Origin of the sequence: Kitasatospora sp. NPDC096077 (genome assembly GCF_040303245.1) — a bacterium.
GTDB lineage: Bacteria > Actinomycetota > Actinomycetes > Streptomycetales > Streptomycetaceae > Kitasatospora.
Genome location: NZ_JBEOSV010000011.1, coordinates 42,568 through 63,168, shown reverse-complemented (window position 1 = coordinate 63,168; position 20,601 = coordinate 42,568). Strand labels below are relative to the sequence as shown.

The following is a 20,601-nucleotide window of genomic DNA, read 5'->3' as shown; positions in this document are numbered from 1 at the left end:
TCGCCCCGGGCCGGGCCCCCTCACGAGGGCCGATGGTCCCGCCGGTCCCGCCGAGGGGCCCGGTCGGGTCCCGGCCCGCCCAGCCGCCTCAGCTCACCCAGCCGTCTCAGCTCGCCCAGCCCCGGCCACCGCGCGGCTGGGCGGCCTGCGCCGCCGACTGCCGCAGCTCGGTGGCGATCAGCGCCGCCTGCACCCGCCGCTCCACGCCCAGCTTGGCGAGCAACCGGGACACGTGGTTCTTCACCGTCTTCTCCGCCAGGTAGAGCCGCTCACCGATCTGCCGATTGGTCAGGCCCTCACCGATCAGCGCCAGCACCTCCTGCTCGCGCGCCGTCAACCCCGGCCCGGCGGTCACCGGCCGGGCCGGCTCGGCGTCGCTGCGCAACCGGTTCAACAACCTGGTCGCCGCGCCGGGGTCGAGCATCGACCGCCCCGAGGCGACGGTACGGACGGCGGCGACCAGGTCGGTACCGCTGATCTGCTTCAGCACGTACCCCGCGGCACCCGCCATCACTGCGTCCAGCAGCGCCTCCTCGTCGTCGAAGGAGGTCAGCATCAGACAGGCCAGGTCGGGCATCCGCGAGCGCAGCTCCCGGCACACCGACACCCCGTCCCCGTCGCCCAACCGCACGTCCAGCACCGCCACATCGGGCCGCAGCGCCGGCACCCGCACCAGGGCCTGCTCCGCCGTCGCGGCCTCCCCGACCACCTCCAGGTCCGGCTCACCGTCCAACAGGTCGTGCACCCCACGGCGCACCACCTCGTGGTCGTCCAGCAGGAACACCCGGACCGGCGCCGGAGCCCCGGCGCCCTCCGCCTTGGTCGCCATCACGCGGCTCGCTCCACCTTCGTCACCCCCGCACACTCCCAGCGGGGCCCACCGCATCATCCCCCACCCCGACACCCCCTCCCAGGGCCCAACGACCCCATTCCACCCTGCCCGCCCCCGCCCGCTCCCGCCCGCTCCCCCGCTCACGGTTTCCGCCAACTCCCCGCCCTACTCCCCGTCCCTCCCCTCCCGCTCGCCCTTTCCGCCAACTCCTCTCTCTGCTCCCCCCGCTCACCCTTTCCGCCAACTCCCCCTCTCCGCACACCCTCCCGCCCCACCAACTCCCCCGCCCCTTTCACGCCCCCACGACTTCCCTCCGCCCCCTTTCCCGCCCCGCCCATAGCGCGCCCCGGAGGGGAGCAACAGCGCGGCCCCGGAGGGGCGCCATGGCCCCCCACTCAACGCCCCTGCCGCCGCGCGCTTCCCAGCCCCATCAGCAGGAACGCCAGGGCCACGCCCGCCCCGCTGACCGCCGCGAGCAGGACCTTCGCGCCGAGCCCGCCGCCGTCCGACAGCAGGATCGCCACCGCCCCCAGCGAGGCCACGGCGGCCCCCACCACCAGCCATCCGGCCAGGGCGACGGCCGCCGGTCGGCCGCCCCGCGGTACCGGCCCGGCGTCGAGGGCGGCCCACCGGGCCGCGCTCTCCCGCTGCTCCCCACGCCGTTCCCACCGGGCCCGCATCCGCAGGGCCGTGCCGCCGACCAGCCCGCTGAGGGCCACCTGGGCGGCGGGCCGCCAGTCGGTCAGGGCGAGCAGCAGCCCGCCCGCCAGCGCGAGCGCCGCCCACCAGAGCACGCAGGCCGCCGCGGCGGTACGGGTGGAGCGCGGCCGGTCGGCGCCGGCCTGTAGGTCGGCGATGGCGGGCAGGTACCAGACGCAGCCGCTCGCGGTGAGCGCGGCGGTGCCGATGGCGAGGACGGTGTGGGTCACGGGCCGGCCTTCCTTGGGTCGCGGGGTTCACGGTGTCACGGGGATCACGGGGATCACGGGATTCGGGGAGCCGTCCCCGCCCGCCCGGGGCAGCGCTGCGGGCGGGGACGGCGGTCAGGGGACCGGCCTCAGCCGTCGGCGGCCGACGAGCCCGCGTCCGAGCCCGAGCCCGAGCTCGCCACCGCCTCGGCCACCCGCGCCCGTTCCGCCCGGGTCAGCGGCCGGTCGTACTTCGCCGGCTCCACGTCCCCGAGATGCTGGGCCGGCTTCCCGCTGTGCTGCAGCACGTCGCGGGCGGCGATGTCCGGGTGGTGGAGGTCGAAGGCCGGGGATTCGGAGCGGATCCGCGGCAGCTTGACGAAGTTGTGCCGGGGCGGCGGGCAGGAGGTGGCCCATTCGAGCGAGCGGCCCCAGCCCCACGGGTCGTCGGAGGTGACCTTCTCGCCGTACTTGGCGGTCTTCCAGACGTTGTACAGGAACGGCAGGATCGACAGCCCGAGCAGGAACGATCCGATGGTGGAGACGGTGTTCAGGGTGGTGAAGCCGTCCGAGGCGAGGTAGTCGGCGTACCGGCGCGGCATGCCCTCGGCGCCCAGCCAGTGCTGCACCAGGAAGGTCGCGTGGAAGCCGACGGTGAGCGTCCAGAAGGTGATCCGGCCGAGCCGCTCGTCGAGTTTCTTGCCGGTCATCTTGGGCCACCAGAAGTGGAATCCGGCGAACATCGCGTACACCACCGTGCCGAACAGCGTGTAGTGGAAGTGCGCGACGACGAAGTACGAGTCGGAGACGTGGAAGTCGATCGGCGGCGCCGCGAGCAGCACGCCCGTCAGGCCGCCGAAGAGGAAGGTGACCAGGAAGCCGACCGTCCACAGCATCGGCGTCTCGAAGCTGAGCGAGCCCTTCCACATGGTGCCGACCCAGTTGAAGAACTTCACGCCGGTCGGCACGGCGATCAGGAAGGTCATGAAGGAGAAGAAGGGCAGCAGTACCTGCCCGGTGACGTACATGTGGTGTGCCCACACCGTCACCGACAGCCCCGCGATGGCCACCGTGGCGGCGATCAGGCCCGCGTAGCCGAACATCGGCTTTCGGCTGAACACCGGGATGATCTCCGACACGATGCCGAAGAACGGCAGGGCCAGGATGTACACCTCGGGATGCCCGAAGAACCAGAACAGGTGTTGCCACAGCATCGCCCCGCCGTTGGTCGGGTCGAAGACGTGCGAGCCGAACTTGCGGTCGCACTCCAGGGCGAGCAGCGCGGCGGCCAGCACCGGGAAGACCAGCAGCACCAGCACCGAGGTGAGCAGCACGTTCCAGCAGAAGATGGACATCCGGAACATGGTCAGGCCGGGGGCGCGCATGCAGATGATGGTGGTGATGAAGTTGACCGCGCCGAAGATGCTGCCGAAGCCGGACAGCGTGACGCCCATGATCCACATGTCGGAGCCGATGCTCGGCGAGTGGACGGCGTCGGAGAGCGGCGCGTAGAGGAACCAGCCGAAGTCGGCGGCCCCCTGCGGGGTGGCGAAGCCGGCGGCGGCGATCAGCGAGCCGAACATGAACAGCCAGTAGGACAGCATGTTCAGGCGTGGGAACGCCACGTCCGGCGCGCCGAGTTGCAGCGGCATGATCCAGTTGGCGAAGCCGGTGAACAGCGGCATCGCGAACAGCAGCAGCATCACCGAGCCGTGCATGGTGAAGGCCTGGTTGAACTGCTCGTTGGAGAGGATCTGCGTCCCGGGCCGGGCGAGTTCGGCGCGCATGACCAGCGCGAGGACGCCGCCGATCAGGAAGAACGCGAACGAGGACACCAGGTACATGGTGCCGATCGTCTTGTGGTCGGTGGTGGTCAGCAGCCTGACCACGGCCGATCCGGGTCGGCGGGCTCGAACCGGCCCGGCCGGAAGGGGCGTTGGCGGTGAGGTGGGGTCGCCCTGTGCCTGGGTGGCGCTCAAGGACGCACTCCTTCGGAACGTCGTGCGAATGATGGCGATCCATGATCCGAACGCGCACCCCGCGCACCCCAGGGTCCTTGGGCCCGCCCGGCCCGGGCCGCTGGGCCCGAGTTCCGGCCCCCGACCGGGACCTCCCGACCGGGACCCCCGGGGCCCGCCCTCTCGCTCGCGCCCCGCTCACCCCGCCGCCCAGCCCCGCTGGAGGACCAACGGAGCACCCCCGCCGCACCGTTCCCGAACCGTTCCCGAACCGTCCCCCGACCGCTCCCGAACCATCGGACGACGAACCCCCGTACGACCCCCGAACGCCGCCCCCCGACGCCGCCCCGTACCCCTCCCCACCAGCCACGACCCCGCCCGGCCGGGAGCTTCCCAAGATCCTTCAACCATCCTCCGACAGGAGGGAGTTGTGTCGATCCCGTGCCCGAACCCGCCCGGTTCCGTGCCCTTCGACGCCCCCGGCCGTCCACTAGCCTGCGCCCAGGAACCGCACCACCCCCCGGTCACGCCCCCGCACGCCCCCAGTCACGTCCCGGAGGTACGCCGATGACCCAGGCCCGGCCCGCCGCCCCCACCTCGCAGCGCTTCTGCGTCCTCGGCCCGCTCACCGCCGAGGCGGGCGACCGCCCGCTCCCGCTCGGGCCGCCGAAGCAGCGCCTGGTGCTGGCCGTCCTGCTGAGCCGGGCCAACACGGCCGTCCCGGTCGAGCTGCTCACCGACGCGGTGTGGCCCGAGGAGCCACCGCGCACCGCCCGCAAGAACCTCCAGGTCTACGTGTGCGCCCTGCGCACCCTGCTCGGCCGCCGCGACGACCCGGACCGGCTGGTCCACTCGGCCGGCGGCTACCTGCTGCGGATCGCCGAACCCGAGCTGGACGTCCTGCAGTTCCGCGCCCTCGCCCGGGCCGGCCGGTCCGCCGCCGACCGCGGCGCCCTCGCCCCCGCCGCCCGCCTGCTGCGCCAGGCCCTCGACCTGTGGCAGGGCCCGCCGCTCGCCGACCTGCGCCACTCCCCCGCCGTCCAGGCCGAGGCCGACCGCTTGGAGGCCCGCTGCCTGGGCGTCCACGAGGACTGGGCGGAAGCCGAGTTGGAGCTCGGCAACGCCACCGCCGTGGCCGAGGAGCTCGCCGACCTCGCCGAACGCCATCCGCTGCGCGAACGCCTCCAGGCCGCCCGGATGAACGCCCTCCACCAGTCCGGCCGCCAGGCCGAGGCGCTCGCCGTCTACGACACCCACCGCCAGCTGCTCGCCCGCGAGTTGGGTCTCGAACCCAGCCCCGCCCTGACCGACCGCTACCGCCTGCTGCTCGCCCGCGGCCGCACCCGGCCCGCCGCCGGCCGCACCGCCCGGGCCGCCTCCGCCGCCACCCTGCTGCCCGCCGACACCGCCGACTTCACCGGAAGGACCGACGAACTGCACGAACTGGTCGCGGAGTTGGGCGAGTCCGGTGGCCGCGTCACGCTGCTCTCCGGGCCGGCCGGCAGCGGCAAGACCGCGCTCGCCGTCCACGCGGCCCACCTGCTCGCCGACCGCTTCCCGGACGGACGCCTGCTCCTCCGCCTCCGCGCCGACGACGGCACCCCGCGCCCGCTCCCCGAGCTGCTCGACGAACTCGCCGTCCTCACCGGCCGGTTGGACCTCAACGACGTCCCCGCCCCGGACTCCGGCGATCCCGACCGGGCCGCCGCCCTCTGGCGCGCCTCCCTCGCCGGACGCCGGATGCTGCTGGTCCTGGACGACGCGGCGAACGAGTCCGTGGTCCGCGCACTGCTGCCCGGCTCCGGCCGCAGCTCCGTCCTGGTCACCTCACGCAGCCAACTCGCCGGCCTGACCGCGGTGCACCGCATCACCGTCCCACCGCTCACCCCGGCCGAGGCCCTCGACCTGCTCGGCCGCATCACCGGCCCCGGCCGGACCGGCGCCGACCGCGCCGCGGCCGCCCGGATCGTCGACGCCTGCGGACTGCTGCCGCTCGCCGTCCGGGTCGCCGGCGCCCGCCTCGCCGTCCTGCGCCACCTCCCGCTCGCCGAATACGCGGCCCGCTTGGAGGACCCGACCGGCGCCCTGGACGAACTCGTCGCCGGGGACGTCACCGTCCGCGCCCGCCTCGACTCCGGCTGGCACGACCTCCCCCAGCAGGGCCGGCTCGCCCTCGCCCGACTGGCCGCCCTGCCCCTCGCCCTGCTCTTCACCCTCCCCGAGGCCGCCACCGCCCTCGGCCGCCCCGAACACCTCGCCCTGCGCACCCTGGAAGCCCTCACCGACACCGGCGCCGTCACCTCCCCCACCGGCGAGGTCACCGCCCACGCCGCCCTCTACGCCCTCCCCCGCCTCACCCACCTCCACGCCCGCGAACACGCCACCACCCTGACCACCCCCTCCCTCACCTGACCCCGGCCCCGTCCCGAGCTCAATTCCCCCTATCCCCACTCACCCCAACACGTCCCTCCTCTCCGTCCCCGCCCCAACACCGCCCACCCATCCACCCCCGCCCGCCCATCCACCTCCGCCCCAACACCCCCCACCTCTCCATCCCCGCCCCAACACCCCCCACCTCTCCATCCCCGCCCCAACACCCCCGCCTCTCCATCCCCGTCTCACCCGGCGCCCCGGAGGGGCGCAACAGCGCAGCCCCGGAGGGGCCCAGGACCCGCCGCGGAGCGGCGGCACAGCTCACCCCAGCGTCACCAACTCCACCCCGGCCGCCCCCACCTCCTCCACCCCCCGCAGGGCCAGCAGCACTCCTGCCGCCCCCGTGTGCAGGTCCGCCGAGAAGCGCCGCAGCCGCATCCCCGGCACCAGCAGCCCTTCCGGCCGCGCCACCAGGTGCCACTGCAACTTCCGCACCTGCCCGAGCACCGCCTCCCGAACCGCTCCTTCCCGAGCCGCCGCCCCCTCCCGAACTGCCCCGTCCCCGCCCAGCCGGGCGAGCGCCAGCATCAGCCCGGCCCGCCCCCGGAACAGTCCCGGTTCCCGGATGAACCCCGGCGCGCACACCTTCCGCACGTCCGCCACGAAGGCGTCCGCACCCCGCAGCTCCCCGCCCAGCTCCGTCAACTCCCGTAGCACCAGGGCGATCCCGCTGCTCCCCCGGTCCAGGTACGCCAGCCGCCGCCCCCGGTCCAGTACCTGCACCGAGCCGTCCGGCACCCGGATGCACTGCCCCATCGCCCGTTCCAGCGCCACCCGCGCCGCGTCGAGCAGCCACCGCTCCCCCGTGCACCGGTAGAGCCGGAGCTGCAGCAGCGCGATCCCCGCCAGCCCGTACAGCAGCCCGGCCGCCGTCGGCTCGGTCAGCCCGGCCACCGGTTCCCCGCACACCGCCGCCGCCAACTCCCGTGCGTCCCCGAGCGCTTCCGTCAACAGCCGGTCCGCCATCGCCGCCGGCCCCGGCAGCGTCGACGCCAGCCGGACCCGGGCCAGCGCCGCCCCGGCCCGCCCGCCGTACAACCCGGGCTCCCGGGCCGGCCGCACCGCACCCGCGCCACGCGCGCCGCGCCCCTCACGTACCCGCGCGAGCAGTTCCGCCGCATCCTCCGTCCGCCCGATCCGCGCCAGCACCACCGCCACCCCGAGCGGCCCGTCGTACAACCCGCCGAGCCCGGACCCGAGCCCGGACCCGAGCCCGGACCGGACGCCGCGCCGTCGCATCGCCGCGACCAGCCAGTCCGCGTACTCCTCCGGCCAACTGGCCCCGGCCCGGTGCAGCGCGTACAGCACTCCGGCCGCGCCGTGGGCGACGCCCGTGCCGCCGTCGGCGAAGCCGGCCACGTCGCCGGGGAACAGCCGGTCCGGCCGGTCGGGGGTGGCCCCGGCGTGGATGCCCGCCACCAGTTCGTCCTGGACGGCGCCCAGCGAGGGCCCGTCCAGCAGTTCCCGCCCGCGCCGCTCGCACGCCACCGCCACGCCAGCCGCACCGGACACCGCCGGCACCCCCGGCACCCCCGGCACCCCCGGTCGCACCGGCCCGTCCCCCTCCCCCAGCCCGAACCACTCCCGCGCCCGCCGCTCCAGCGCCGCCAGCTTCCCCGGGTCCCGCTCGGCCAGCTCCGTCACCGGCATCAGCAGCATCAGCCAGCTCGCCCACAGCAGGTACCGGTCCGCCGCCGCCCCGTCGAGCCCGGCCGGCACCGGTACACCGCCCGCTCCGGCGACCGGCACCCGCCGGTCGGTCAGCTCGGCCGCGTACTCGAAGTCGACCAGCACCACCGACCCGTCCGGCCGGAGCACCACGTTGGCCGGGTGCAGGTCCCCGAACCGCACTCCGCGCCGGTGCAGCGCTTCGAGCGCGCGCTCCAGCCGGGCGACCACCCCGGTCACCCAGTCCGCGTACTCCGTCCGCTGGGCGGCGGTGCAGTTCTGGTGGACCAGCGGGTAGCGCCGGATGGCCTCGGCGAACAGCTGGACGCCCTCGATGTGCTCCTGCACCAGGAAGGTGTGCTCCCACACCGTGCGCACCTCGCGCAGCCGGGGCACGCAGTCCAGTCCGGCGAGCCGCTCCAGCGCCCACTGTTCGCGCCGCAGCCGGGTGACCGCGTCGGCGCCCGCCGCGTCCAGCCCGGCGTGCGGTCGGGCCTCCCGCAGCACCACCCGCTCGCCGGTCGCGAGGTCCGAAGCCAGGTAGATCCCACCGGCGTTGGTGAACTGGAGCACGTCCAGGATCCGGTACGGCAGGTCCCCGGCGGCGGCCTGCCGGGCGGCCAGGTGCGGGCGCAACGCCGCCGGGGGCTCGACCCAGGACGGCAGCCGGAACACGGGTTCGCGCGGGTCCGGCACCAGTCGGCCTGCCGGGTCGCGCAGCGCGGGGACGGTCCGCCCGTTCGCGTCCTGGCACCAGAGTTCGACGAAGGCGCCGTAGCGCGCGTACAGCGGGGCGCCGCCGATCCGCAGGTCGGTGAGCACGTACGGGCCGGGCCGCCCTTCCAGGGCGGCGCCCAACTCCTCGGCCAAGGCCAGGAATTCGCCTTCGTCCACCGGGTAGACGGTGATGAACTTGCCGCTGCTGCCGCGCCCCGCGTACTTGCTGTCCGCCACCCGCAGCGCCTGGGCGCTGCGCAGGAACTTGAAGGCCGTCCGACGGGCGGTGCAGATCCGGGCGACGGTCTCCAGGGTGTCCGGCGCCTGCTCCGGCACGGCGGAGACGTGCAGCTTCCACCCCTGCTCCGGCAGCCGTACGCCGTCCGGCAGCAGCACCGTCCACAGGCCCTGCCGCTCGCGCCGCCACCCGGCCGGGACCTCTCCGGTCCCGGGCCGGTAGCGGCTCGCCCGGTCGGGCAGCCGCCCGGGGGTGTCGTAGTAGGTCGGGTCGGCGAGGCAGTACAGCTGGGTCTCGTGGGCGCCGGCCACAGCGCACCACCCCCTTTCCCTGAGTCGTCACGCGGAGTCCCACCGGCGCCCGGCCGCGCCCTTCCTCACCCTGCCGAACCCGCCCTGCCGGGCTCAGCCCGCCGGGACCGCCACCGGCCCCCGCCGCACCGGTGGCGCCCAGGTCACCACGGCCGCGCAGAGCGCGATGGCGAGCGCCAGCAGAGCGAAGCTCCGGGTGCCGCCGAGGGCGCCGAGCAGTGCACCGCCGACCAGCGGGCCGAAGGGCTGCACCAGGGTCGACAGGAACCCGGCCGCGCTCTGCACCCGGCCGATCCGGTCCGGCGGGGCGGCGAGCAGCATGCCGGAGACGAAACCGATGCTGGCGACGGTGGACAGGCACATGCAGACCGCGCACAGCAGCCCGATCAGCACCGGCGCCCGGGTGAGCACCAGGACCCCGGCGGTCAGCGCGGACGCCCAGCAGGCCAGTGCCACCAGGCTGCCGTCGCGCGCCCGGGCGTCCAGGCGCGGGGCGAGCAGCGCCCCGGCCAGCGCGCCGGCGGCGGTGCAGGAGACCACCGTGCCGCCGCCCACGCCGGAGTGCCCGCCGTCGGAGGCGACGGCGAGGGTGGTGAACATCAGCGCGCTGAACGCGAAGTTCATCCCGAGGCCGAAGATCAGCAGCAGCGTCCGCAGGTACGGCTGCCGCCAGATGAAGGCGATCCCGGCGGTCAGCTCGCTGCGGCTGAACACCGCTCCGGCCTTGGTCTCGGGCACCGAGCGGGTGCGCATCAGCGCCACGCAGACGGTGGAGAGGAACAGTCCGACGCCTTCGGCGAGGAACGGCAGCACCGGGTGCCAGGCGAACAGCGCACCGCCGCCGAGCGGTCCGACCAGCCTGGCGGCGGCGCCGCGCGCCTGCATCCGGGAGGAGGCCTCGCGGACCTGTTCGCGTGGCACCACCGCGCGCAGCAGGCCGCCGGCGGCGGGCCCGTAGGTGCTGGCGATGAGGGCCCCGGCGGCGGCGACCAGCAGGACGAGGACCAGCGGGGCGTGCCCGTGGAGCACGGCGAGGACGAGGGCGGTGACGGCGAGCAGGCTGCCGACGTCGCACAGCCGCATCAGCCGGCGGCGTTCGATCCGGTCGGCGAGCACACCCCCGGGCAGCATGCTGAGCAGCAGCGCGCCGACCGAGACGGTGCCGATGGCGCCCGCCCGGGCGGGTGAGCCGGTCTCCCGGAGGACGAGCAACGGCAGGGCGATCGAAGCAAGTTGGGAGCCGAGCGACGCCAGCAGGCCGCCGACCCAGAGCAGCCGGAAGTCCCGGTTGCGGGCGAGCGGAGCGGGCCCCGCCGCGGGGGTGGCAGCCATGGCCGTCCTCCATGCTCGGGGGGATGTTCCGGGGGGTGCTCATACGGAGTCCACGGCGCCGGTACCGAAGCAGACGAACCGGACCGGACCGACGGCCGGGGGCGGCGGTGCGACCGCCCCCGTGCCGGGGTCACTCACCTGCCGCGGCTCAGGAGGCCGAGGTCTCGGCGGAGTTGACGTAGCTGACGATGCTGAAGCAGTTGCCGTCCGAGGCGGCCTGGAGGACCTTGAGCGCCTGGAGGTCCAGCATGTTGGCGGCGTGCGCCTCGACCTCCGCACTCTCCTCGCCGCTCGGCTCCTCGATGTTCTGCTCCATGTTCTCGATGTTCTCGGCCATGGTGGAACTCCCTTCGGTACGTGGGCTGTCGAAGCCGCGAGGGCCGGCCGTCCGTCGCGGCGGCCCACCCTAGGCAGGCCGGGCTGCGGATCGCCCGGGAAACGGTTGGCCACCGGTATGGCCGCAGGTCGGCGCCGGTGCCGGCGGCATCGCGCCGCCCCCCGCACCCGCCGTCGCCCGCCCTTTCCCCGCTCCGACCTGCGGCCATACCGCCCGCACACCGTCTCCGAACCGGACTCGAAGCCGGCCCGGCGACCCTGGCCGGGCACGCCCGCACACCCACCCCGACGGCACCGACCACGCCGCCCGGCCGCCCGACCACCACCGCCGCCCGGCCGCCCGACCACCACTGCCGTCCGGCCGATCGCTCCGCACCGCGAAGGACTATCGAAGGACTCCCACCATGCCGTGCCCACAATGCGCCCAACTCGCCAGCACCAATGACCAGTTCTGCCCCGCCTGCGGCGCCCCCCGGGCGACCGCCCTCGACCTGGCGGCCGAGGAACGCAAGCTGGTCACCGTGGTCTTCTGCGATCTGGTCGACTCCACCGCCCTCTCCGGCGCGCTCGACCCGGAGACCCTGCGCGAGGTGATCCTGCGCTACTTCGAGCGGATGCACCGCCAGATCGAGGCGCACGGCGGCACCCTGGAGAAGTTCATCGGGGACGCGGTGATGGCCGTCTTCGGCGTGCCGGTGATCCGCGAGGACGACGCCCACCGGGCGCTGGCCGCGGCCCTGGCCATGCTGGAGGACCTGGAGGACCTCAACACCGAGCTGGACGCCACTCTCGGGGTCCGGCTGGACGTCCGGATCGGGGTCAACACCGGCCAGGTGGTGGCGGGTTCGGACGCCTCGGCGCGTCAGGCGCTGATCTCCGGCGAGACGGTGAACATCGCGGCCCGGCTGCAGACCCGGGCCGCCCCCGGCCAGGTGCTGATCGGCCCGCAGACGCTGCGCGCGGCGGGGCCGGCCGCCCAGGTGGACGAGGTGGGGCCGCTGCAGCTGAAGGGCAAGGTCGAACCGGTCACCGCCTACCGGCTGGTCGGCCTGGACGAGGACGACCCGGAGCTGCTGCGCCGATTCGATGTTCCGCTGGTCGGTCGGGAGAGCGAACTCGACGCCCTGGACGCCGCGTTGGCGCGGGTGGCCGGCGGCGGTGGGGCCGAACTGCTGCTGGTGGTCGGCGAGGCCGGGATCGGCAAGACCCGGCTGGTGCGCGAGTGGCGCGAGCGCTCGGCCCGGCACACCGCGCGCAGCGGCACCGGCCGCTGCCGCAGCTTCGGCGAGCAGGGCGTGCTGGCACCGCTGTCCGAGGCGGTCCGGACCCTGCTGGACGAGCCCGGGGCCGCCGCCCCGGCCGAGGCCCTGACCCGCCTCGCCGACGCCGTGTCCGAGCCCACAGCCACAACCACAACCGGCACCGGTCCCCTCGACCGCCCCCTGGCCCAGCTGGCCGCCATCCTGCGCGGCCGCACCGTCGAGCGTCCGGCCGTGCTGGTGCTGGACGACTGCCAGTGGGCCGGCCCCGTCCTGCTGGACGCCGCCGAGCGGCTGATCGCCGCACTCGGCCCGGCGCCGGTGCTGCTGCTCTGCCTGTCCCGGCCGGAACTCCTCTCCGCCCGCCCGGAGTTGCCGATCCTTCCGGTCGGCGGCCTGTCCTGGGACGAATCCGCCCTGCTGGCCGCCCAGTTGACCGAGCTGAGCGCCCACCAGGACGCGGTGCCGACCCGGCTGCTGGAGCGCGCCGAGGGCAATCCACTGCACCTGGAGGAGCTGCTCGCCGCCCTCACCGAGGCCGAAGGGCTGAACGGCCCCGCCCTCCCCGACGAACTACCGCCCACCGGACGGGCGTTGCTCAGTGCCCAGATCGACGGCCTGGAGCGGGACGAGCGCACCACCCTGGACCTCGCCGCCGTCCTCGGTCGCGTCTTCACCGCCGCCGAGCTCGCCGAACTCGCCCACGGCGGCACCGATCAGGACGCCTTCGCCGACCCCGAGGACGACGTGTTCACCGGCCCGATCGACGGCCTGCCCAGCACCCCGCCCGGCACCGGCGACACCACCCCGCCCCGGCTGCACGCCGCACTGGCCCGACTGGCCGACCGCCGCCTGATCGAGCCGACCGACGGCATCACCCGGCCCCGCAGCACCACCACCGACAGCACCACGCCAGCCCAAAGCCCCACCCCACCCCGCAGCCCCGAACCGCCCACCACCGGCTACCGGTTCAGCAGCGGCCTGGTCCAGGAGTCCGTCTACCAGTCGATGTCCAAGCGGGCCCGCGCCGAGCGCCACGAGCGCGCCGCCGACCTCCCCGCCGTCCGGGCCGCCGGGGACGCCGCCGTCGGCGGCCACCTGGAGCGCGCCCACCGCTACCGGCTCGAACTGGGCCTGCTGGACTCCCGCACGGACACCCTGCGCACCCGGGCCGCCGCCGCCCTCGGCGCCGCCGGGGCCCGCGCCCTCGCGGGCGCCGAACTGCTCAAGGCCGCCGACCTGTTGGAGCGCTCGGTCCGGCTGCACTACCCCAATGAGCGCACCGCCGGCCCGGTGCTGCGCCGCCTCGGTGAGACCCGGCTGGCGCTCGGCCGCGCCGACGAGGCGCTCCCGGTGCTGGCCCAGGTACGGGAGGCCGCCGCCGACCCGCTGGACGCCGCGCACGCCCGCCTCGCGCTGGCCGCCCGGGGTCTGCCGCCCGGGCCGGAGCAGCCGGCCGCCACCGCCCGCGCCGTGCTGCCGCTGTTCACCGACAGCGGTGACGCCCTCGGCCTGGCCCGCGCCCGGCTGCGGCTGGCCGAGGAGCACCTGTTGGCCGGCCGGCACACCGAGGCCGAGCGGCTGCTCGACCAGGCGCTCGACGAAGTCTCCCGCACCGACGCCGAGTTGGACCGCGCCGCGGTACTGGCGGCGCTGGCCGCCTCGCTGCTGGCCGGCCCCGAGCCCGCCGCCGGCGCGACGTTCCGGCTGCGTGCCCTGCTCGCCGAGCACGGCACCGGCCGGCGCACCGTCCGGGTGGCGCTGAACGGCCCGCTGGCGGTCCTGCTCGCCCTGCGCGACCGTCCGGACGAGGCCGAGCTGCTGCTCGCCGAGGCCAACGGGCTGGCGGGCGAACTGTCGCTGGCCGAGGCGATGGTCTCGCTGCCCGCGCTGACCGCCCAGGCCGCGGCCGCCACCGGGCTGACCGCCCACGCCCTGGACCTGCTGGCCGACGCCGCCGAGATCGCCCGCCGCCAGGGCAGCGCCGCCCCGCTGCCGCGGCTGGCCCTGACCACCGCCCGCGTCCTGCTGGACACCGACCGCCCGGCGCAGGCCGCCCGTCACCTGGACGGCGTGGACGCGGCCGCCGCGCTGCCGCCCGTGCTGGCCGTCGAACTGGACGCGCTGCGCGGCCGGTTGGCGGCGGCCCGGGGCGAGTCCGAAGCCGCGCTGGAGCTGACCGAGCGCGCCCTGCGGGCCGCCGGGGCCACCGAGTCGGTGCTGCTCCAGGCGCTGACCGCGCTGGACCGGGCGCACGCCCTGCTGCTGCTCGACCGGCCCGCCGAGGCCGCGGTGGCCGCCGCCACCGCCCGGGACCGCTTCGCGGCCAAGGGCCACCTGCCGGGCGTGCGCCGGGCCGAGCGGCTGGACGGCGGGCGGTGACCGCCCCGGCGGGCCTGACCTGGAGCCTGCGGGAGCGCCGCAGCGACGAACTGCCGGTGCTGGCCGACCTGGTGGACCGGTACGACCTGAAGGACCGGCGCGACCCGGCGGACGAGCACGCCCCGGAGGGCGACCACGCCGGCGGCACCGGCCGGGGCGTGCGGGTGTGCGTGGTGGACTCCGGCATCGAGCCCGACCATCCGCTGATCGGCCCGCTGAACGGCTCCTGGGCGGTGGTCCGGGACCCGGTCACCCGGGAGCTGGCCGTCCGCCCCGACACGGTCGGCGACGCCTGCGGCCACGGCACCGCCTGCGCGGGCATCATCCGCCGCACCGCCCCGGACTGCGAGCTGTACAGCGTCCGGGTGCTCGGCGAGCGGTTCACCGGCACCGGCGACATGCTGATCGCCGGGCTGCGCTGGGCCGTCCGGCAGGGCTTCGACGTGATCAACCTCAGTCTCTCCACCACCCGGACCCGCTTCCTGGAGGAGCTGCACGCGATCGCCGACGACGCCTACTTCGCCCGCACCGCGATCGTCGCCTCCGCCCACAACACCCCGGTGGAGAGCTTCCCCTGGCGGTTCTCCTCGGTCATCTCGGTGGGCAGCCACCAGGAGGCGGACCCGGAGCTGCACCTCTACAACCCGGCGCCGCCGGTCGAGTTCTTCGCCCCCGGCCAGAACGTCCGGGTGCCCTGGCTCGGCGGCGCCACCATCCGCACCACCGGCAACAGCTTCGCGACCCCGTACGTGGCCGGGCTCTGCGCCCGCATCCTGTCCCGGCGGCCGCGGCTGACCACCTTCCAGTTGAAGAGCGCGCTCTACCTCACCGCGGCCAACGTCCAGGTCCCGTCCACCCCCACCCCGGAGGCGTCCGATGACCCTCAGCACTGACCCCGCCGTCGACCCGCTCGCCCGCGAGCTGCTGCAGTCCGTGGTGGACGTCGCCCGGGCGATCTTCGGCGCCCAGGCGGGCTCGGTCTGCCTGCTCGACGAGGCGGCCGGCGAGTTGGTCTTCCGGGCCGTCTCCGGGCGCGGCGAGGAGTCCCTGGTCGGCCGCCGTTTCCCGGCCGGCCGGGGCATCGCGGGCTGGGTGGCCGCCTCCGGCGAGCCGATGGTGGTGGACGACCTGGCCGCCGACCGCACCTTCGACCGGGCCTTCGCCGAGTCGACCGCCTACGTCCCGAACTCCCTGATGGCCGCACCGCTCACCCACGGCGACCGGGTGCTCGGCGTGCTGGAGGTGCTGGACCCGGCCCCGCAGGCCCGCGCGGGTCTGACCGAGCTGGACCTGCTGGCGATGTTCGCCCGGCAGGCGGCGGCCGCCCTGCGGGTGGTCGCCGAGCGCTCCCCGGCCCCACGGCCGGTGCCGGACCGGGCGGCCGCCCTCGGCCTGCTGGCCGACCTGGAGGAGCTGCTGCGGCGTCAGCCCTGAGCCCCCCGGGCGTCCTGAGGCCCCTGGACGTCCTGAGCCCCCCGGGCGTCCTGAGCCCCGTCGTTCAGGCGGCGCATCCGCACCTGGTACCAGGTCGGCCGCACCAGCCGCCCGCAGAGCATGTCGCAGGCCAGCTCGACGTCCTCGGGGAGCCCGCCTTCGTGCAGCTGCCGTACGAAGGCCCGGTGCTCCGCCGGGTCCTGGGTGCTGAACAGCACCTCCCACGGCCCGGCGGTGGCCTCGACGGCGGCCCGCCGCTCCTGCCACCGCCGCCGCTCCTCGTCGCGCTTGCGCCTGCGGGCCCGCTGCCCCGGCACGGCGGCTCAGCCCGCCAGCCGGGCGATCTGGCCGCGCTCCAGCGCCGCGTACACCGCCCCGTCGGGGCCGACCGCGATCCCGTGCGGCTCGGCGTCCGCGCCGGGGATCGGGTGGCCGTCCAGCCGTCCGTCCGGGTCCAGCACGCCGATCCGGCCCGAGCCCCACTCGGTGAACCAGAGTCGCCCGTCCGGGCCCGCGGTGATCGCGTGCGGTCTGGCGGACCGGTCGGCCAGCGGGTATTCGGTCACCCGCCCGTCCACCGTGATCCGCCCGACCAGCCCGCCGCCGATCCCGACGTACCAGAGCGCCCCGTCCGGCCCGGCGGTGATGCCGACCGGCGCCGTCCCCTCGGTGGGGAGCCGGTGGACGGTCACCTCGCCCTGGAGGCTCACCCGTGCCACCGCGTCCGCCTGGTTGAGCGTGCACCACAGCGCGCCGTCCGCCCCGGCGGTGATCAGGGCGGGGAACGCCCCGGTCACCGGCAGCGGGTACTCCGTCACCTCGCCGTCCACCGTGATCCGTCCGACCAGGTCGACGTTGAGCTCGGTGAACCAGAGCGCCCCGTCCGGCCCCGTGGTGATCCCGCCCGGCCCGACGCCCGGGCCGGACAGCGGGAACGAGGTGGCCTGCCCGTCCAGGGTGATCCGGCCGATCGCGCCGGCGTTCAGTTCGGTGAACCAGAGCGCCCGGTCCGGCCCGACGGTGATCACCGACGGTGCGCACCGCGGCCGTCCCAGGTCGAAGCGCCGCACCGTCCCGTCCGCGGCCAGCCGTCCGATCTCGCCGGTGTTGATGAGCGTGAACCACATCCCGCCGTCCGGCCCCACCGTGATCCCGTACGGCCTGGCCCCCCGCTCGGCCACGTCGAACAGTTCCATGCCCACCCCTCGCTACTATCGCGAACCTTGTCGCATTAGTGATGCTGTCACGCCCACCCGCCGAGGGCAACCGGTTTCACGTCCCCCCGTTCGCCACGCCCCGGAGCACCGAGATCACGCCCATCCCCGCCGCGCACACCGGCACCGCCAGCAGCGCCCCGATGATGCCCGCGATGCCCGAACCGGCCACCACCGCGACCATGATGGTCGCCGGGTGCAGCTCCACCGTCCGGCTCTGGATCATCGGCTGCAGGATGTTGCCCTCGATCATCTGCACCGTCAGCACCACCCCGAGCGCCCACAGCGCCGTCCCCAGCCCGCCGTCGGCCAGGGCCACCAGCACCGCCACCGTCCCGGACAGGAAGGCGCCGACGAACGGGATGTACGCCCCCATGAACACCAGCGCGCCCAGGCCCGGCGCGCCCGGGACGCCCAGGGCGAGCAGGCCGACGGTGATGAAGGCCGCGTCGATCAGCGCGATCAGGGTGGTGCCGCGCATGAAGCCGGCCATCGCGTCGAAGGCCCGTTCGGCGCAGGCCACGACGGTGTCGGCACCGCGGCCGGGCAGGTAGGAGCGGATGGCGTCGCCGGTGCGGTGGCCGTCGCGCAGGAAGAAGAAGACCAGGGCCAGCGCCAGCACCCCGCCGGTGATCACCTGGGTGAGCAGGCCGAGTCCGGACAGCACGCCGTTGGTCAGGGTGGAGAGCAGCGAGTTGGTCTCGCCCTTGGCGTTGGTCAGCGCGTGCTCGATCTTCGCGCCGAACGGCCCCAGCCAGTCGGCCAGCCGCCGCCCCGCGGTCGGCAGCGAGGCGGCGATCTGCGGGGCGCTGTGCACCAGGGAGTTGACCAGCAGCACGATCACCCCGGCCACCGCCGCCACCAGCAGCACGCAGGTCAGCGCGGCCGCCAGGCTCCGGCCGACCCCGCGCCGGACCATCCAGGGCACCACCGGGTAGAGCAGCGAGGCACCGAGCAGGGCGAGGATGAACGGCACCGTCGCCGCCCGCAGCTCGACCAGCGCGAAGACCACCAGCGAGCCGACGGTGATCAGCAGGATCACCGCCACCGACCAGGCCGCCGCCTGCCGCACGGCGGGCGGCAGCATCAGGTACGGCCTGCGGTGGTCGGGCCGCCCACCGGGCGGGCGCTCCACGGACACGGCAACCTCCGCCGGGGATCGTCGTTGGGTCCCAACCGACCCAGCTCAGCAGAGAACCTGACGATCCGCCCGTCGGACGATCACCCGGACGGGACTATCCGGCCTCCTCGATCCGCACCGCGCCGTCCGCGCCCTCGCCGCCCCCGCCCGCGAAAGCCAGCACCCGCCGCGCCTCGGCCTCCGCCGCCTCCCGCTCGGCCCGCGCCAGCCGCCCGAACGGCTGCACCACGACCTCCGCCGCGCCGGTCAGCCGCCACGTCCCCGCGACCAGCCCGTCCACCAGCAGGGTGCCGGCCACCAGCCCGTTCACCGTCATCACCCGCTCCTTGTACTCCTCCGGCAGCACCCGGCCGCGGTCGGCGTGCGAGAGCAGCAGGTTGTCGAACGGCGCGACCAGCCGCACCGGCGCCGGGGTGTCCGGATCGGGCCGGGGCGCCTCCGGCAGGTCGTACAGCAGCCGGCCCCGCTCGTCCCGGAAGGTCAGCAGCCGCGGCGTCAGCCGCTTCAGCACCGGGGCGAGCCCGCCGAGGCCGGACCACTTGCGCAGGTCGGCCGCGCTCGCCGGGCCGAAGGCGGCGAGGTAGCGCAGCACCAGGGCGTCCGGCGCGGCGGCGGGCGCGGGGTCGAACGGTCGGCCGAGCCAGGCCTCCGCGGTGGTGTGGGCGGCCGGTCCGGTGCGCCCCCACAGTCCGCGCGGCGGAACCTGGACCAGCGGCAGCAGGCAGCGTGCGGCCTGGGCCAGCGCCGCCGGATCACGGTCCGGGCGACCCGCCGCCAGCAGCGCGCCGAGCTGCTGGAAGGTGCGCGGCTCGGCCTCGACCAGGGTCCGCGCCTCGGCGGCCAGCGCGGCGAGGTCGAGCCCGGCCAGCCGCTTGCCGTAGGTGGTGGTCAGCACCTGGTCCAGGACGGGCTGGAGCAGCGGGCGCAGCGTCCGGCAGTCCTCGGCGGTGACCAGGTGGATGGTGCCGCGCTGGAGCGCGATCCGGACCGCCGCCCGCTGCTCCAGCAGGGTGCTCAGCCCGTCCGGGGTGAAGCCGTCCAGGCGGGAGAGCAGCCCGAGGTAGGGCGGCTGGGGCGCGGCCTGGGCCTGGAGGCCGCCGAGGTGGTGGAGGAGTGCGGCGGGCGCCAGGTCGGTGCGGGCGAGCAGGTGCTGACGGGCCAGCAGTGCCCGGCCGAGCGCCCGCCGTCCCAGCACCGGCGACGGTTCGGTCACCGGCGGCCGTCCAGCACCGTGCGCAGCACGGAGATCCGGTTGCTGGTGATGGAGGCGGCCCCGGTGTCGCGCAGCCGGCGCATGGTGCGGCGCAGGTCGGCGGTCCAGGTGGAGACGGCGAGGCCCTGGTCCGCGGCGGCGGCCACGAACGCGGGGGTGACCAGCCCGAACGGCGGGTTGAGGAAGCGCGGGCGCAGGTCGCGCAGCAGGGCGGGGGCGGGCATCCGGGGCTGCTTCCAGGTGAGCGAGATCTCGGCGTCCGGGCTGAGTGCGCGCACGGCGAGCATGGCGGTGACGGGGCCGCAGAAGGCCACCACCCGTTCGGCGCCGAGTTCGGTGACGACGGACCAGGTGGCGGCGGCCGGGCCGGGTTCGTCCAGGTCGATCAGCAGCCGGGGGCCGTTCGCGGCGGCCACCGCCTCGACGGCCTCGGCCAGGGTGGGGACGGCCAGTTCGCCCTGGCGCAGCTCGGCGAGCTGCTCGGTGGTGACCCGGCCGATCGCCCGCGGGTCGCCCCAGAGCCGTTCCAGGGTGGTGTCGTGCAGCAGCACCGGCACCCGGTCGCGGGTGAGCTGGACGTCCACCTCGACGGCGTCGGCCCCGGCGGCGAGCGCCGACCGGACGGAGGGCAGGGTGTTCTCGCGGTACCGGTAGGGGTCGCCGCGGTGGGCGACGGCGAGCACCGGGCGACGGTCGGCGGTAGCGGTCGCGGCGGTAGCGGTCGCGGCGGTAGCGGTCGCGGCGGTGGCGGTCGCGGCGGTGGTCATCGGATCCTTCCGGAGAGCCAGGGGGTGAGGTCGCGCGGGCCGGCGGCCTCGCGGTAGCCGGGCTCGCCCGGGACGGTGACGATCAGGGTGGTGGAGGGCGGGAAGGCCCGGGCCTTGACGTGCACCAGGTCGGACCAGACGGAGTTCAGGAAGGCCGGGACGCTGTCGCGCGGGACGTCGAAGTCGATGCCCTCGACGGTCACCACGGCCTCGTCGTGGGTGAACAGCCGGACGCCGGTCGCCGGGGTCCCGCCGAACTCCAGCAGCGCCTCGTGCGGGATGGCGTCCGGCTCCCCGGCGTCCTGGCCGACCAGCCCGGCGAAGGTCTGGTCGCGCCCGATGTCGTGCTGGGCGCGGACGGCCCGGCCGTGGCGGGCGGCCAGCGCCTCGATCGCCAGGACGGCGGCCTGGGTGGTCGGCAGCTTCGGAGGGGTCATCGGGCCTCTCGATCAGGAACG

16 protein-coding genes are annotated in these 20,601 nt (G+C 75.5%); 4 read left to right on the top strand and 12 right to left on the bottom strand.

Annotated elements, in window-relative coordinates:
* Window positions 1–106 precede the first annotated feature (106 nt).
* The 3 genes from ABTZ03_RS13485 to ctaD form a co-directional block, all read right to left on the bottom strand.
* Window positions 107–829 (bottom strand): response regulator, encoded by a 723-nt coding sequence (locus ABTZ03_RS13485; RefSeq protein ID WP_350513065.1) that lies wholly within the window; start codon window positions 827–829, stop codon window positions 107–109.
* 398 nt (window positions 830–1,227) lie between these two features.
* Entirely contained in the window at window positions 1,228–1,761 is a 534-nt protein-coding gene (locus ABTZ03_RS13480) for a hypothetical protein (protein WP_350513064.1), read from the bottom strand.
* Window positions 1,762–1,889: 128 nt separating this feature from the next.
* Entirely contained in the window at window positions 1,890–3,719 is a 1,830-nt protein-coding gene (gene ctaD, locus ABTZ03_RS13475; protein ID WP_502894456.1) for an aa3-type cytochrome oxidase subunit I, read from the bottom strand.
* Between the two features lie 546 nt (window positions 3,720–4,265).
* On the opposite strand from ctaD, the gene ABTZ03_RS13470 reads away from it, so the two are divergent.
* A complete protein-coding gene (locus ABTZ03_RS13470; RefSeq protein ID WP_350513063.1) occupies window positions 4,266–6,110 on the top strand; it encodes an AfsR/SARP family transcriptional regulator in 1,845 nt (614 codons plus the stop codon).
* Window positions 6,111–6,392: 282 nt separating this feature from the next.
* Here ABTZ03_RS13470 and lanKC read toward each other — a convergent pair whose 3' ends face one another.
* From lanKC to ABTZ03_RS13455, 3 genes are all read right to left on the bottom strand, one after another.
* Window positions 6,393–9,065: a class III lanthionine synthetase LanKC gene (gene lanKC / locus ABTZ03_RS13465; RefSeq protein ID WP_350513062.1), complete on the bottom strand. Its 2,673-nt coding sequence runs from the start codon at window positions 9,063–9,065 to the stop codon at window positions 6,393–6,395.
* A gap of 93 nt (window positions 9,066–9,158) precedes the next feature.
* Window positions 9,159–10,397 carry an MFS transporter gene (locus tag ABTZ03_RS13460; protein WP_350513061.1) on the bottom strand — a complete coding sequence of 413 codons (1,239 nt, stop codon included), beginning with the start codon at window positions 10,395–10,397 and terminating at the stop codon, window positions 9,159–9,161.
* A gap of 148 nt (window positions 10,398–10,545) precedes the next feature.
* Window positions 10,546–10,734, bottom strand: coding sequence for a hypothetical protein (locus tag ABTZ03_RS13455; RefSeq protein ID WP_350513060.1), 189 nt, complete (start codon window positions 10,732–10,734; stop codon window positions 10,546–10,548).
* Window positions 10,735–11,137: 403 nt separating this feature from the next.
* Between ABTZ03_RS13455 and ABTZ03_RS13450 the strand changes: the two genes are divergently transcribed.
* Genes ABTZ03_RS13450 through ABTZ03_RS13440 form a run of 3 tightly spaced genes read left to right on the top strand, consistent with a single transcriptional unit; the run spans window position 11,138 to window position 15,808 of the window.
* Window positions 11,138–14,374: an adenylate/guanylate cyclase domain-containing protein gene (locus ABTZ03_RS13450; RefSeq protein WP_350513059.1), complete on the top strand. Its 3,237-nt coding sequence runs from the start codon at window positions 11,138–11,140 to the stop codon at window positions 14,372–14,374.
* A complete protein-coding gene (locus tag ABTZ03_RS13445; RefSeq protein ID WP_350513058.1) occupies window positions 14,371–15,267 on the top strand; it encodes a S8 family peptidase in 897 nt (298 codons plus the stop codon). Before ABTZ03_RS13450 ends, ABTZ03_RS13445 begins: the two co-directional genes overlap by 4 nt.
* The gene (locus ABTZ03_RS13440) at window positions 15,251–15,808 is read left to right on the top strand and encodes a GAF domain-containing protein (protein ID WP_350513057.1); all 558 of its coding nucleotides are present in this window, start codon (window positions 15,251–15,253) and stop codon (window positions 15,806–15,808) included. The genes ABTZ03_RS13445 and ABTZ03_RS13440 overlap by 17 nt, the downstream gene beginning before the upstream one ends.
* Here the strand turns inward: ABTZ03_RS13440 and ABTZ03_RS13435 are convergent.
* The 6 genes from ABTZ03_RS13435 to ABTZ03_RS13410 all read right to left on the bottom strand — a co-directional run bounded on the left by ABTZ03_RS13435 (window position 15,799) and on the right by ABTZ03_RS13410 (window position 20,580).
* Complete coding sequence (locus tag ABTZ03_RS13435) at window positions 15,799–16,125, bottom strand: hypothetical protein (protein ID WP_350513056.1); 327 nt, start codon at window positions 16,123–16,125, stop codon at window positions 15,799–15,801. The genes ABTZ03_RS13440 and ABTZ03_RS13435 overlap by 10 nt on opposite strands.
* 6 nt (window positions 16,126–16,131) lie before the next feature.
* Window positions 16,132–17,004 carry a Vgb family protein gene (locus ABTZ03_RS13430; RefSeq protein WP_350513055.1) on the bottom strand — a complete coding sequence of 291 codons (873 nt, stop codon included), beginning with the start codon at window positions 17,002–17,004 and terminating at the stop codon, window positions 16,132–16,134.
* Window positions 17,005–17,080: 76 nt separating this feature from the next.
* On the bottom strand, window positions 17,081–18,163 hold the full coding sequence (locus tag ABTZ03_RS13425) for an AI-2E family transporter (protein WP_350513054.1): 1,083 nt from the start codon (window positions 18,161–18,163) through the stop codon (window positions 17,081–17,083).
* Window positions 18,164–18,257: 94 nt separating this feature from the next.
* Entirely contained in the window at window positions 18,258–19,376 is a 1,119-nt protein-coding gene (locus ABTZ03_RS13420; RefSeq protein WP_350513053.1) for a winged helix DNA-binding domain-containing protein, read from the bottom strand.
* A complete protein-coding gene (locus tag ABTZ03_RS13415) occupies window positions 19,373–20,143 on the bottom strand; it encodes a glycerophosphodiester phosphodiesterase (RefSeq protein ID WP_350513052.1) in 771 nt (256 codons plus the stop codon). Before ABTZ03_RS13415 ends, ABTZ03_RS13420 begins: the two co-directional genes overlap by 4 nt.
* Window positions 20,140–20,580 carry a hypothetical protein gene (locus ABTZ03_RS13410; protein ID WP_350513051.1) on the bottom strand — a complete coding sequence of 147 codons (441 nt, stop codon included), beginning with the start codon at window positions 20,578–20,580 and terminating at the stop codon, window positions 20,140–20,142. Before ABTZ03_RS13410 ends, ABTZ03_RS13415 begins: the two co-directional genes overlap by 4 nt.
* Window positions 20,581–20,601 lie beyond the last annotated feature (21 nt).